General features: G+C 71.7%; 13 protein-coding genes. 9 read left to right on the top strand and 4 right to left on the bottom strand.

The features are described from left to right. Positions 1 to 654: 654 nt before the first annotated feature. Positions 655 to 1,839 carry a MarP family serine protease gene (locus AB0950_RS05965; RefSeq protein WP_366777899.1) on the top strand — a complete coding sequence of 395 codons (1,185 nt, stop codon included), beginning with the start codon at positions 655 to 657 and terminating at the stop codon, positions 1,837 to 1,839. An 80-nt stretch (positions 1,840 to 1,919) separates the two neighbouring features. Here the strand turns inward: AB0950_RS05965 and AB0950_RS05960 are convergent, their stop codons facing one another. Further along, positions 1,920 to 2,399, bottom strand: coding sequence for a GNAT family N-acetyltransferase (locus AB0950_RS05960; RefSeq protein WP_360143463.1), 480 nt, complete (start codon positions 2,397 to 2,399; stop codon positions 1,920 to 1,922). A 252-nt stretch (positions 2,400 to 2,651) separates the two neighbouring features. On the opposite strand from AB0950_RS05960, the gene AB0950_RS05955 reads away from it, so the two are divergent. Further along, complete coding sequence (locus AB0950_RS05955; RefSeq protein WP_366777898.1) at positions 2,652 to 4,013, top strand: NAD(P)/FAD-dependent oxidoreductase; 1,362 nt, start codon at positions 2,652 to 2,654, stop codon at positions 4,011 to 4,013. A gap of 117 nt (positions 4,014 to 4,130) precedes the next feature. Here AB0950_RS05955 and AB0950_RS05950 read toward each other — a convergent pair whose 3' ends face one another. Beyond that, complete coding sequence (locus AB0950_RS05950) at positions 4,131 to 5,600, bottom strand: regulator (RefSeq protein WP_360143469.1); 1,470 nt, start codon at positions 5,598 to 5,600, stop codon at positions 4,131 to 4,133. A 240-nt stretch (positions 5,601 to 5,840) separates the two neighbouring features. On the opposite strand from AB0950_RS05950, the gene lipB reads away from it, so the two are divergent. The 4 genes from lipB to AB0950_RS05930 all read left to right on the top strand — a co-directional run bounded on the left by lipB (position 5,841) and on the right by AB0950_RS05930 (position 8,932). Continuing rightward, entirely contained in the window at positions 5,841 to 6,638 is a 798-nt protein-coding gene (gene lipB / locus AB0950_RS05945) for a lipoyl(octanoyl) transferase LipB (protein ID WP_360571165.1), read from the top strand. Between the two features lie 118 nt (positions 6,639 to 6,756). After that, on the top strand, positions 6,757 to 7,722 hold the full coding sequence (gene lipA, locus AB0950_RS05940) for a lipoyl synthase (RefSeq protein ID WP_360143475.1): 966 nt from the start codon (positions 6,757 to 6,759) through the stop codon (positions 7,720 to 7,722). 253 nt (positions 7,723 to 7,975) lie between these two features. Then, positions 7,976 to 8,173 (top strand): hypothetical protein, encoded by a 198-nt coding sequence (locus tag AB0950_RS05935; RefSeq protein WP_208901281.1) that lies wholly within the window; start codon positions 7,976 to 7,978, stop codon positions 8,171 to 8,173. A 69-nt stretch (positions 8,174 to 8,242) separates the two neighbouring features. Beyond that, positions 8,243 to 8,932, top strand: a complete 690-nt coding sequence (locus tag AB0950_RS05930) for a DUF4191 domain-containing protein (RefSeq protein WP_360143478.1) — start codon at positions 8,243 to 8,245, stop codon at positions 8,930 to 8,932. Positions 8,933 to 8,954: 22 nt separating this feature from the next. Here the strand turns inward: AB0950_RS05930 and AB0950_RS05925 are convergent, their stop codons facing one another. Together AB0950_RS05925 and AB0950_RS05920 are read right to left on the bottom strand one after the other, a co-directional pair. Continuing rightward, entirely contained in the window at positions 8,955 to 9,455 is a 501-nt protein-coding gene (locus tag AB0950_RS05925; protein WP_360143480.1) for a flavin reductase family protein, read from the bottom strand. A 101-nt stretch (positions 9,456 to 9,556) separates the two neighbouring features. Further along, positions 9,557 to 10,027, bottom strand: a complete 471-nt coding sequence (locus AB0950_RS05920) for an RDD family protein (RefSeq protein ID WP_360143482.1) — start codon at positions 10,025 to 10,027, stop codon at positions 9,557 to 9,559. Positions 10,028 to 10,237: 210 nt separating this feature from the next. Between AB0950_RS05920 and glnA the strand changes: the two genes are divergently transcribed. From glnA to htpX, 3 genes are all read left to right on the top strand, one after another. Further along, positions 10,238 to 11,647: a type I glutamate--ammonia ligase gene (gene glnA / locus AB0950_RS05915; RefSeq protein WP_360143485.1), complete on the top strand. Its 1,410-nt coding sequence runs from the start codon at positions 10,238 to 10,240 to the stop codon at positions 11,645 to 11,647. 159 nt (positions 11,648 to 11,806) lie between these two features. Beyond that, positions 11,807 to 12,061, top strand: coding sequence for a hypothetical protein (locus tag AB0950_RS05910; RefSeq protein WP_360143488.1), 255 nt, complete (start codon positions 11,807 to 11,809; stop codon positions 12,059 to 12,061). Positions 12,062 to 12,201: 140 nt separating this feature from the next. Then, positions 12,202 to 13,122 (top strand): zinc metalloprotease HtpX, encoded by a 921-nt coding sequence (gene htpX, locus AB0950_RS05905; protein WP_360143491.1) that lies wholly within the window; start codon positions 12,202 to 12,204, stop codon positions 13,120 to 13,122. Positions 13,123 to 13,179 lie beyond the last annotated feature (57 nt).

Here is a 13,179-nt window from a genome sequence, read left to right as displayed (position 1 = left end):
GGGCCGCGAAGTCCGTGGCGTCTTGTGACACCCCCGGGGCCTGAGCTGTCCCAAGGGCGGCGCGAGCCTGCGGCGCCCCGGAAGGGTGAACCTCCGGCGGCCCAGAAGTCCCGTGAACCTCCGGGCCGCGGACCTGCGCCGGGGCCCGGCGCCCCGCCGAACCGGGGCTTCCCCCGGCATCCCCGAGGACTCCGAGCCACCCGGTGTCCCGGCGGCCCCCGAGGTGCCCGGTGTCGCGGTCCCCGAGGCGCCCGGCGGCCGGGGTGGCTCGGGAGTGTCCGGTATCCCGGCGGCGTCCTCCGTGTCAGGCGGTCCCGGTGTTCCCGGTGTTGCCGATGTCTGCGGGGTTCCCGGCGCGGCCGACGGCTCCGGTGTCGCCCCTGGCTCCTGCGTTCCCGGTGTTCCCGGCGGCTGCCGGTCTCCGGGCGTCTCCGGTGTTCTTCGGACGGCGTGCATGAAGCCACTCTCCGGCGGCCGGGCTGCGCCCGCGATGTGCGCTCTGCCACCTGGCGGAACCATCATCCCGGTCCGGGACGTTTCTGGGGGTACACACATACTGGCCGGCTCACCGTCCGGTGGCCGTCCCGGTGTGGTGGTGAGTGATCAAGGGGCCCGTCCCGTCCGTACTGAGGGGTCCGAGAGAAAGGCGGCTCCGTGGACCTGCTCGACCTGGTGATCGCGCTGGTGATCGTCCTCTACGCGGCGTCCGGTTACCGGCGCGGGCTGGTGGCCGGCTGTGTCTCGCTGGCCGGGTTCGTCGGCGGCGCCGTCGTCGGCGTGTGGGTGCTGCCTTGGGTGACCGGCCTGGTCGAGCGCGGCACGCCGGAGGCGACGGTGCTCGCGGTGGTGACGGTGCTGGTGCCCGCGGTGGTGGGGCACGAGCTGGCGGGCCGCCTCGCGCTGCGGCTGCGCGGCGAGCTGGACCGGGGCCCGCTGCGGGTGCTGGACGGCATGGGGGGCGCGGCGGCGAACTCGGTGGCGGTGCTGATCGTGGCCTGGGTGGCGGCGAGCGTGCTGGGCGCGGCCCCCTCGCAGACGCTGAACACGGCGATCCGGAACTCGACGCTGCTGGGCGCGGTGCAGGACGCGATGCCGGACACCACCCCCGCCTGGTTCTCGCGGGCCACGTCGGCGCTGACCGAGGCGGGTTTCCCGCAGGTCTTCAACCCGTTCGAGAACGAGTCGACGGCCCGGGTGGCCCGGCCCACCGGGGACAGCGTCACCCCCGCGGCGACGAGCGCGGCCAAGCTGAGCACGGTGAAGATCGAGGGCGTCTCGGGCAGCGAGGGCCGGGAGGGCAGCGGTTTCGTCTACTCCGCGCAGCGCGTGATGACCAACGCGCACGTGGTGGCCGGCATCGACCACCCGACCGTGCGGGTCGGCGGCGTCGGGCGGTCGTACACGGCCCGGGTGGTGCTCTTCGACCCCGACCGGGACGTGGCGGTGCTGTACGTGCCGGGGCTGCACGCGCCGGTGCTGCGCTTCGACACCGGTGCGGCGCGCGGCGACTCGGCGGTGGTCGCGGGCTACCCGCAGGACGGCGGCCTGAACCTGCAGGCGGCGACGGTGGCGAGCCGGGTGGAGGCGACCGGGCAGAACATCTACAGCGACGGCACGGTCACCCGGGACATCTACTCGATCCGCTCCACGGTCCGGCCGGGCAACTCCGGCGGCCCGCTGCTGACCACGGGCGGCAGGGTGTTCGGGGTGGTGTTCGCCCGCTCCACCTCGGACGCCGAGACGGGGTACGTGCTGACGGCGCAGGAGGTGTCGGGCGACGCCACGCGCGGGGCCAGGGCGACGGCCGCGGTGGACACGGGCCGGCTGGTCAGCTCCTAGTCAGCTCCTAGCGCTCACAGATCGCCGGCCATGAACACGCCTTCTCGCTCACAGCACCGGCCCTGACCACGCCGTCGCGCTCACAGGCGCCGGCCCATGAACACGTCGTCGACGTAGGCGCCGTCGAGCAGGAACTCCTCCGGCTGCACGCCCTCGACGGCGAACCCCTCGGACTCGTACAGCGCGCGGGCCGGGGCGTTGTGCCCGAGCACGCGCAGGGTGAGGCGGCGCGCACCGCGTCCGCGCGCCTCCTCGACGGCGGCCCGGACCAGCGCGCGCCCGACGCCCCGCCCGCGCGCCTCGGCGGCCACGGCGAGGCCCTGTATCTGCAGGACGTGCGCGTTGGACGCGAGCGGGGTCGGGTGGGCGATGCGGATGTAGCCGAGGATCCGCCCGTCGGCCTCGGCGACCAGGTAGTCCTCGGGCAGGTGGCGCTCGTCGAAGAACGGCCCCTGCGGCGGGGGCGAGACGGCGTGCAGGGTGGACCAGGCGGCCCGGTCCAGGGCGGCCAGTTGCTCTTCGTCGGCGGCCACGGCGATGCGTATGTACGGCTCCGGCATGACGATCACCCTACGACGGGCGGCCGGAAGGCCTCACCGAGGCGGTCCGGCGGCCCGGCGTACACACGGGGAATCTCCTGTGACCTCCTGAGATCTCTTGTGACCGTATGCGACCTCCATGCGACCGTGCCCTGCCGATGCGCGACTGTTCGTGACCGATCACGGACCTAACCTCGAGCCGAACTCGGGTATCCCTAAAGCCTGTTGGGGGCATGACGTCTCCACCGGCCGCGCAACCACAGGAGGGGCCTCGTGCTTGAGCCCGCGTACCAGGTGGACGTCGTCATCGTGGGAGCCGGAATCGCCGGTCTCTCGGCGGCTCATCGGCTGACCAGCGCAGGAATCTCGACCGCAGTCCTCGAGGCCGCCCCCTACGTCGGCGGCCGCATGTCGACCGAGAAGGTCGACGGCTTCCGGCTCGACCGCATCGGACAGCTGCTGTCCACCTCCTACCCCGAACTCCGTACGTCCCCGGGCCTGGACTCCCTGATCCTGCGCAGCTACGCGCCGGGCGTCCTGCTGCACCGCGACGGACGCACCCAGCGCGCGGGCGCACCGGCGTCCGGCGGGAGCACAAGGGGCGCACTCCATGTGGTACGCGCCCTGGCGAGCGCCCCCAGGGGCCCGGCGGCCACCCCAGGCCGGACCGGCGCGCCGGTGGGCGGCGCGGTCGACCAGGCCCGGCTCGGCGCCGCGCTGGGCCGGATCGCCGCCACCCCGGTCGAGCGCATCCTGGCCCGCCCCGAGTTGCCGGCCGGCCAGGCACTCGCCCGGCGCGGGCTGCCCTCCCGCACGGTCGACGGCTTTCTGCGCCCCCTGCTCGCCGCCCTGCTCTGCGACCCGGAGCTGACCACTTCCAGCCGGTGCGCCGATCTCGCCCTGCGCTCCTTCGCCGGCGGCCGGCTGTGCGTGCCGGAGGGCGGCGCGGAGATGCTGCCGGAGCAGCTGGCCCGGGCCCTGCCGCCCGGCACCGTGCACACCGGGGTGCGGGTCACCTCGGTGTCCACGACGTCCGTCACCACCGCCGAGCACGGCGAACTGCGCTGCCGGGCCGTGCTGCTGGCGACGGACGCGCGCGCGGCGGCGGAGCTGCTGCCGGGGCTCAGGGTGCCGGACTTCCATCCGGTGACCGTGGTCCACCACACCACCGACGAACCGGCGGCGGCCTTCGCCACCGGCGCCTCGCTGCTGCTGGACGCCGACCGGGGCGGGCCCGTGGCGCACACGGCGGTGCTCAGCAACGTGGATCCGAGCCGGGCGCCGGCGGGGCGGGTGCTGATCTCCTCGACGGTGCTCGGGGCTCCGCCGGAGGGCGTCGACACGGCGGTGCGCATCCACCTCTCCCGTCTCTACGGCACCTCGACGCGCCGCTGGGAGACGCTGGCCGTGCACCACACCCCCGAGGCGGTCCCCGCCATGCGTCCGCCGCACGACCTGCGCCGTCCCGTACGCCTCCTGGCGGGCCTGTACGTCTGCGGCGACCACCGCGACACCAGCACGGTCCAGGGCGCCCTCCACTCCGCCCACCGCGCGGCGGCGGCGATCCTGGCGGACCTGGGCGCGGGCTCGATGCACAGCGCGGACCCGGCCCCTACCCTGCCCAGGGCGGCGTAGGCGCCCCGAAGGGGCCCTGCCCTGTGTCGACATGCGGCTCCGCCGCGCGGGCGCGACAAGCCACGACGGCGCGTCACCCGGCGGAGAACCGCAGCCCCCAACGGCGAGTCGCGACAGCTACCCGAACGCCGCCACCTTCTCCCGGTACCCCCGCACCGGGGCCGCGTCCCGGTAGGGCTCCAGGCGGCGTTCGAAGTCGCGCACGTACTCCACCGCCCGGGCGCTCCGCATCTCCGCGGCCTGGCCGGCGGCCTCCGCGGCCAGCGCGCAGGCCTGGTCGAGTTCACCGAGGCCGAGGCGGGCCGTGGCGAGGACGACGCGGCAGAAGAGCCGGCTGCGGGCGTAGGCGGGCGCGCGCAGCTGGAGGGAGCGTTCGGCGTGCTGGGCGGCCGCCCGGTACTGCTGCAGATCCCGGTGGCAGTGCCCGAACTCGTCGGCGAGCTGGGCCTCGTCGAAGAACCGGGCCCAGTACGGCACCTCGTCCCCGGGCCGGGCCGCCTCCAGGGCGCGCTCGGCCCGCACCAGCGCCGCCGTGCACGCCCGCACCTCGCCGAGCACGCCGTGCGCCCGCGCCTCGGCGGCGTGCAGCAGCGCCTGTACGACCGGCGGGCCGCCCGTGCCCATGCCCTGCTGGGCGACCCGGGCCAGCTGGACGGCCTCCCTGCCGTGGCCCAGATAGACGGCCTGGCGGCTCATGGTGACCAGGACGTAGGAGCCGTACGCCCGGTCGGCGGCCGCCTGGGCGAGCCGCAGGGCCTGCACGAAGTAGCGCTGGGCCAGTCCGTGCGCGGCGATGTCGTACGAGGTCCAGCCGGCGAGCCGGGTGAGGTCGGCCGCCGCGGCGAACAGCTTGCGGCCGGTCTGCTCGTCGTAGGAGCCCCGGAGCATCGGCTCGCACTCGTGCTCCAGGTAGCGCACCAGGGCCTGCCGGGCGTGGCCGCCGCCGTACCGGTCGTCGAGCGTGCGGAACAGCTCGCCGACCGAGCGCAGGGCGCTGATGTCGCCGCCGGTGACCTTGTGGCCGGGGGCGCGCTCGGCGTGCCCGCGCGCCCGGGGCGGGACGGTGAGCGCCGGGCGGCCCTGGGCCTTGGCCGGGGCCGGGCGCCCCTGCGCGGGGACGCGGGGCCCCGGTTCGCGGGCCACCTTGTCGTCGGCCTTGCCGATCAGCCAGTCCCGGCTGGGCACCACGAGCCCGGCCGGGGTGAAGGCGATCTTGCGCAGCTCGGCGTGGCTGCCGGAGTCCTTGCGCCACAGCCCGCTGACGATGTCGACGGCCTCCTCCGGGGTGGCCGCGAACTCCAGCCCGGCGTACACCGGCGCGCACGCGTCCAGGCCGAGATCCTGGGCCGTGAGCCGGCGCCCGAGCCGGCGCGTGAAGACCTCGGCGATGAGGGCGGGGGTGGTGCCTCTGGGCTGCTGTCCGCGCAGCCAGCGGGTGACCGAGGTCTTGTCGTATCTCAGGTCCAGTCCGTGTTCCAGGCCGAGCTGGTCGACGCGACGGGCCAGACCCGCGTTGGAGAACCCCGCTTCTGCGATGAGCGCGGCGAGCTGGCGGTTGGGGGTGCGCTGCGCGGGTCGGTCCGTCATCTGCGGTGCGGTCTCCTGCCTTCCGGGCCCGACGATGTGCCCGGTTTGCCTTTGAGCAGCCCTTATGGCCTCATGAACGGCGCGAATGTAGCGGAGAGTGAGCAGGCGATCGCACATTCCGCCAGGCATTCATCCGATCGTGTGAGAAACGCCCGTAGGGCTGACGTACACCGGACGGACGTACAGTGGCGTGGGCGCTTTACGTGCCTGACACACCGGTCGCTGAGGGAGGCGCTTGCCGTGAGTGAGTTGCGGTTCGTCCGCATGGGGTTCGGTGCGGATGCCGTCGATTACCAGGAGGCCTGGGACGAGCAGCGCCGGGTGCACGCGGCGCGGTTCGCCGACGAGGTCCCGGACACCGTGCTCCTGCTGGAGCACCCGCCGGTGTACACGGCGGGGCGGCGCACCGAGGACAGCGAGCGCCCGCTGGACGGCACCCCGGTCATCGACGTGGACCGCGGCGGCAAGATCACCTGGCACGGACCGGGCCAGCTGGTGGGCTACCCGATCCAGAAGCTCCCCCGCCCGGTGGACGTGGTCGCGCACGTACGGCGGCTGGAGGAGGCCCTGATCCGCACCTGCGCGGAGTTCGGGCTCCGGACCACCCGGGTCGAGGGCCGCAGCGGGGTGTGGGTGCTCGGCGACCCGGTCGAGCAGCGGCCGGCGCTTCGCGGCCTGTCCCTGGACTTCGATCCCCGGATGAGCGACCCGGAGTTCGACCCCCGGCTCAACGGCCCCGAGTACGCCCCGTCCAACGCGGGCCAGCGGCGTGAGGACCGCAAGATCGCCGCGATCGGCATCCGGGTCGCCAAGGGCGTCACCATGCACGGCTTCGCGCTCAACGTGAACCCGGACAACAAGTGGTTCGACAAGATCATCCCGTGCGGCATCCGCGACGCGGGCGTCGCCTCCCTCGCGGGCGAGCTGGGCCGGGACGTGACCATCGCGGAGGTGCTGCCGGTCGTGGAGAAGCACCTGAAGGACGTCCTGGAGAACGCGGAGCTCAAGCCCCGGGTGATCGAGAAGGCGTCCGCCTGAGCCGCCCCGCGCCGGGGGAATGCGCCCTGCGACCGCGGGGTTGATCTCCCCGGCAGGGCGCAAGGAGCACGGGCGTACCCTGGTGTACGCCGAAGAATCAAAGCTTAGGGAGCCGGTCGTGTCCGCAGTCGCACCCGACGGACGCAAGATGCTGCGCCTGGAGGTCCGCAACAGCCAGACCCCCATCGAGCGCAAGCCCGAGTGGATCAAGACCCGGGCGAAAATGGGCCCCGAGTACACGAAGATGCAGAACCTCGTGAAGAGCGAGGGCCTGCACACGGTCTGCCAGGAAGCCGGCTGCCCGAACATCTACGAGTGCTGGGAAGACCGCGAGGCGACCTTCCTCATCGGCGGCGACCAGTGCACCCGGCGCTGCGACTTCTGCCAGATCGACACCGGCAAGCCCGAGGCGCTGGACCGCGACGAGCCGCGCCGGGTGGGCGAGTCCGTGGTCACCATGGACCTGAACTACGCCACCATCACCGGCGTCGCCCGCGACGACCTGGAGGACGGCGGCGCCTGGCTGTACGCCGAGACCGTGCGCCAGATCCACGCGCAGACGGCACACCGGGAGGGCGGCCGTACCAAGGTCGAGCTCCTGGCCCCGGACTTCAACGCGGTTCCCGAGCAGCTCGAAGAGGTCTTCTCCTCCCGCCCCGAGGTCTTCGCGCACAACGTCGAGACGGTTCCGCGGATCTTCAAGCGCATCCGCCCCGGCTTCCGCTACGAGCGCTCCCTGAAGGTCATCACCGAGGCCCGCGACTACGGCCTGGTGACCAAGTCCAACCTGATCCTCGGCATGGGCGAGACCCGCGAGGAGGTCAGCGAGGCGCTCAGGCAGTTGCACGACGCCGGCTGCGAGCTGGTCACCATCACCCAGTACCTGCGTCCCTCCGTGCGGCACCACCCGGTCGAGCGCTGGGTCAAGCCGCAGGAGTTCGTGGAGCTGAAGGAGGAGGCCGAGCAGATCGGTTTCTCCGGCGTGATGTCGGGTCCGCTCGTGCGCTCCTCGTACCGGGCCGGGCGCCTGTACCAGATGGCCATCGAGAGGCGCGGCTCCTTCGTCGCCACCCAGGCGGTGTGAGCGTCGCCACGCGGGCGGTGTGAGCCGAGCGTGTGAATTCGCGCACAAGTTCCTACTGGCCAGTAATGGCCGAGTCGACGCGGTCCCGGCCGTCCTCGCTGATGAGGGCGGGCGCCGGGGCCGCGTCGGCGTTTCATCGCTCCCCATCAAGGCTTCATGGGCGTTTGACCGGTCGGACACGCCCTGGTAACACCAATCAGTGACTCTGGTATCACGCCTCGTACACCATCCGCTCCGAGGGGGGACCTCGATCATGCAGGCCGCGCCCGTACGCGCCACCGCCATCCCGTCCTTCACCGATGCTCTCCGCGCCGTCGAGTCCCTGCTCATGAGCGGCGGTCAGCGCACGGCCCGGCGCAACGCGTGGACCTCCGTGCTGGAGGACCGCCGCCGGGCCAAGGACCGCGTCGAGGCCCAGCGCTTCCTCGAGCAGGCCGCCGGCCGCTCCTGACGCCCTCCCCGGCCGCGTCCCCGGACACTGCCGTCGTCCGCACTCCCGGGGCCACGTAGACTTCGTGACATGGCGAGGAAGGAAACCGCGGCGGACGCCGCGAACGCAGGGCGACTGAAGCAGATCGCTCTCACCTACAAGATGACCAGCAAGGTCGACAAGAAGATCGGCCTTGTACTCGGGGCCGTCGGTCTCGGCACCCTCGCTGTCTTCCTTGTGATCGGCTTCTTGCTCGGACACCCGGTCTACCTGGGCATCTTCGGCCTGCTGATCGCTCTGCTGGCGACGGCGATCGTGTTCGGCCGCCGCGCCGAGCGTGCCGCGTTCGGCCAGATGGAGGGCCAGCCGGGCGCCGCGGCGGCCGTGCTCGACAACATCGGCCGGGGCTGGACGACGACTCCGGCGGTGGCGATGAACCGCAGCCAGGACGTGGTGCACCGGGCGGTCGGCAAGGCCGGCATCGTGCTGGTCGCCGAGGGCAACCCGAACCGGGTGAAGAGCCTGCTGGCCGCCGAGAAGAAGAAGATGAACCGGATCGTGGCGGACGTGCCGGTGCACGACGTGATCGTCGGCAACGGCGAGGGCCAGGTCGAGCTGAAGAAGCTGCGCACGACCCTGCTGAAGTTCCCGCGCGTGCTCACCGGTCCCCAGGTGACGGCCACCAACGACCGGCTGCGGGCCCTGGGCGACCTGATGAGCAACATGCCGCTGCCGAAGGGCCCGATGCCCAAGGGCATGCGGATGCCGAAGGGCCGCTGACCCCAGCGGTCCGCCGGGCCCGTCAGTTCAGGCTTCGGAACTCCCGCTCGCAGTACACCACCGGCGACCCCTCGCCCAGCCGTACTCCCGTTACCCGGCCGATCAGGATCGTGTGATCCCCGGCCGGGTAACGCGCGTATGCGGCGCAGTCCAGCTGTACGGGCGCCTGCCGCACCGCCGGCAGGCCGAAGGGGCTCGGCTGGAGCAGGGCATCGGAGAACTTGTCCGCGCCCTTGGTGGCGAACAGCATGGCCAGCGGCTCGTGCTCCGGCGCCAGCACGCTCACCGCGAAGTGGTCGCAGCGCCCGAAGACCGCCGCCGAGTCGGCCGCGTCCGCGAGGCACACCAGGATCAGGGGCGGCTCCAGGGAGACGGAGCAGAAGGAGCTGGCCGTGAAGCCGCGCGGAGTACCGTCCTCGCAGCGGGCGGTCACCACCACCACGCCCGACGGAAAGCGCGCCATGGCGTCCCGGAACTCCTCGGGTGTCACCTCGGCCGCCATCACATCCTGAGCATCGGTCATACGGCGACCATGCCGCCGACGGTGTGACCGGGCAACCGGATGGGGGGCATACGGGCCATCGCCCGCCGGGCCACCGCATGCCGGCCGGCGGATGCCGACCGTCAGATGCGGACCTCGACGGTCTTCGCGAGCCGGTCGTGCAGCCCGCGGCCGTCCCGGTCCCAGATCAGCGCCGGAACCGCGAGGCACAGCAGGACCGTGCGCAGCAGCGACCGCAGCGGATGGACCGTGCCGGTCTCCAGGGCCACCACCCGGATGCGGAAGAGCCGCTTGCCCGGCGTGAAGCCGATCGTGCCGACGGTCAGGACGCTCATGACGAAGAAGACGCCGAGCGCCCAGTTGCTCGTCGCAGGCACCCGGTAGCCGTTCGTGATCAGGCCGTATGCGATCAGGACGCTCAGCGCCCAGTCCACGGCGAGCGCGCCGAGCCGCCGTCCCGGGCGTGCGACGGAGTTCGGCCCCTCCTGAGGGAGGCCGAGCCGCTCGCCCCGGTAGCCGAAGTCCGCACCGGCCTCCTCCATGGCCGCGCGGGGCCCGGAGAGCCACGATCCGAGTGCTTGCCTGTTGTCCACCCGACCACGGTACTGCGCCCGGTTTCACGCACTGTGCCGAGGGGTGTGTCGGGGCTACCGTGGACACGTGGCCGGTTAACTTCTGCGAAACAAATGGGTCACGCCCGAGAAATCACCCGTCCCTAGGGTCGAGGCCAGCGTGTGCCACCGCACTGGCCGCACGAACGATCTACCACCCCGGCGAGGACGGTCGGGAGTAGGAGGAGCTGGATGTTCCAGAACGCCGACGAGGCCAAGAAGTTCATCGCGGACGAGGACGTCAAGTTCATCGACGTCCGCTTCTGCGACCTGCCGGGCGTCATGCAGCACTTCACGGTGCCCGTTGAGGCGTTCGACCCGGACGAGGAGCTCGCCTTCGACGGATCGTCGATCCGTGGTTTCCAGGCGATCCACGAGTCCGACATGGCCCTGCGCGCCGACCTGTCCACCTCCCGTGTGGACCCGTTCCGGCGGGACAAGACCCTCAACATCAACTTCTTCATCCACGACCCGATCACGGGCGAGCAGTACTCCCGTGACCCGCGCAACGTGGCGAAGAAGGCCGAGGCCTACCTCGCGTCGACCGGTATCGCGGACACCGCGTACTTCGGTCCCGAGGCCGAGTTCTACGTCTTCGACAGCGTGCGTTTCGCCACGTCCGCGAACGAGTCCTTCTACCACATCGACTCCGAGGCGGGCGCCTGGAACACCGGTGCGCTGGAGGACAACCGCGGCTACAAGGTCCGCTACAAGGGCGGCTACTTCCCGGTCCCGCCGGTCGACCACTTCGCCGACCTGCGCGCCGAGATCTCCCTGGAGCTGGGCAAGGCCGGCCTGCAGGTCGAGCGCCAGCACCACGAGGTGGGCACCGCCGGCCAGGCGGAGATCAACTACAAGTTCAACACGCTGCTCGCCGCCGCCGACGACCTGCAGCTGTTCAAGTACATCGTGAAGAACGTGGCCTGGCGCAACGGCAAGACCGCGACCTTCATGCCGAAGCCGATCTTCGGTGACAACGGCTCGGGCATGCACGTGCACCAGTCGCTGTGGGCGAACGGCGACCCGCTGTTCTACGACGAGGCCGGTTACGCGGGCCTGTCAGACACCGCCCGCTACTACATCGGCGGCATCCTCAAGCACGCCCCGTCGCTGCTGGCCTTCACCAACCCGACGGTGAACTCCTACCACCGTCTGGTGCCGGGCTTCGAGGCGCCGATCAACCTGGTGTACTCGCAGCGCAACCGCTCCGCGGCCATGCGTATCCCGATCACCGGCTCCAACCCGAAGGCCAAGCGCGTCGAGTTCCGCGCCCCGGACTCCTCCGGCAACCCGTACCTGGCCTTCTCCGCCCTGCTGCTGGCGGGCCTGGACGGCATCAAGAACAAGATCGAGCCGGCCGAGCCGATCGACAAGGACCTGTACGAGCTGGCTCCGGAGGAGCACGCGAACGTCGCCCAGGTCCCGACCTCGCTCCCGGCTGTCCTCGACTCGCTCGAGGCCGACCACGAGTTCCTCCTCCAGGGCGACGTGTTCACGCCGGACCTGATCGAGACGTGGATCGACTTCAAGCGCACCAACGAGATCGCGCCGCTCCAGCTGCGTCCGCACCCGCACGAGTTCGAGCTCTACTTCGACGTGTGACAGACGCCACTCCCAAGGCCCCTCGGCTCCGGCCGGGGGGCCTTCGGCGTGCTGCGCCCGGAGGGCGCCGGGCCGGAGGGAACTTTTCCCGCTTCCCGAACTTCCTACTTCCGGGGGATCATCCTCCTGACCCTGCCGGACGAGAGAGGTTGAACGGGGATGACGGAACAGGACGACTGGGAGCGGGAATTCGATCACCGCTGGGCGAGTTCCGCCGAGCACAAGGAGCCCTCGGCCCGGGCCCGGATGCTCGCCGCGCGCTGGAAGGACACCCCGCCGGACCCGGCGCCCTTCCGCGCCGACCCCGCCCCGGCGCCGCGCCGGGCGTCGTGGGCCTCGACGGGCGTGGTCGTCGGCGCCGTGATCGGGGTCATGGTGCTGATCGGGCTGCTCCAGTTCGGCGTGTCGCGCTAGCGGAGCGGGGACCGTCCGCGACCGGCGGCCGACTCACGGGTACGTTTTGCTGCTCCTAGGGCGGTTCCGGACCTGTTCATGGGAGTCGGCGGGTGCACACTGGACAGCGGGACGAGTGCCTGACTGCGGGGTGATGCAAGATGCAGAGCCGCTTCCGGAGCGACCGACGGCTGACCGTGCGCATGGGGCTGACCATGTTCCTGCTCGGTCTGCTGTACGTCGCCTTCATCGCCGCGCTGATCGCGCTGCTGAGGTCGTGGGTGCTGGTCGTCGTGGTGATCGGCGCGATGTTCGTGGCGCAGTTCTGGTTCTCCGACCGGATCGCCATGTTCGCGATGCACGGCCGGGTCGTGGAGCGCGAGGAGTATCCCGAGCTGCACGCCGTGATCGACCGGCTGTGCGCGATCGCGGACATGCCCAAACCGGTGGTCGCGGTGTCCAACATGGACATGCCCAACGCGTTCGCGACCGGCCGGAATCCCGACCACGCCGTGGTCTGCGTGACCACCGGGCTGCTACGACGGCTGGAGCCGGCCGAGCTGGAGGGCGTGCTGGCGCACGAGCTGTCGCACGTGGCGCACAAGGACGTCGCCGTGATCACGATCGCGTCGTTCCTCGGTGTGCTCGCCGGCCTGATCGTGCGGTTCGCCTTCTACTCGCAGATCTTCGGCGGGGGCCGCCGGGACCAGAACACCGCCGCCCTCTTCGCCATGATCATGGGCGTCTCGGCCGCGGTGTACGCGCTCAGCTTCCTGCTGATCCGGGCGCTGTCCCGGTACCGGGAGCTGGCGGCGGACCGCGCGGCCGCGCATCTCACCGGCCGCCCGTCCGCGCTCGCCTCGGCGCTCACCAAGGTCACCGGGGACATCGCCCGGATCCCGACCAAGGACCTGCGCACCGCCCAGGCCTTCAACGCCTTCTACTTCACCCCGGCGGCCGGCAAGGAGCCCGGCATCGAGCGGATCTTCTCCACACACCCGAGCCTGGAACAGCGGCTGGAGCAGCTCGCCCGCATCTCGACAGAACTGGGCGAGACCGCCACGCCCGGAAAGGCGGGCTGAGCGGATGGCGAGCGGGCGCATCGCAGGTGGGGAGGGTGGTCACCGGACGACACCCGA

It is taken from the genome of Streptomyces sp. NPDC007189 (genome assembly GCF_040703635.1).
Lineage (GTDB): Bacteria > Actinomycetota > Actinomycetes > Streptomycetales > Streptomycetaceae > Streptomyces.
The sequence above is the reverse complement of the archived record's forward strand: the minus strand, read 5'-3'. Positions and strand labels throughout refer to the sequence as shown.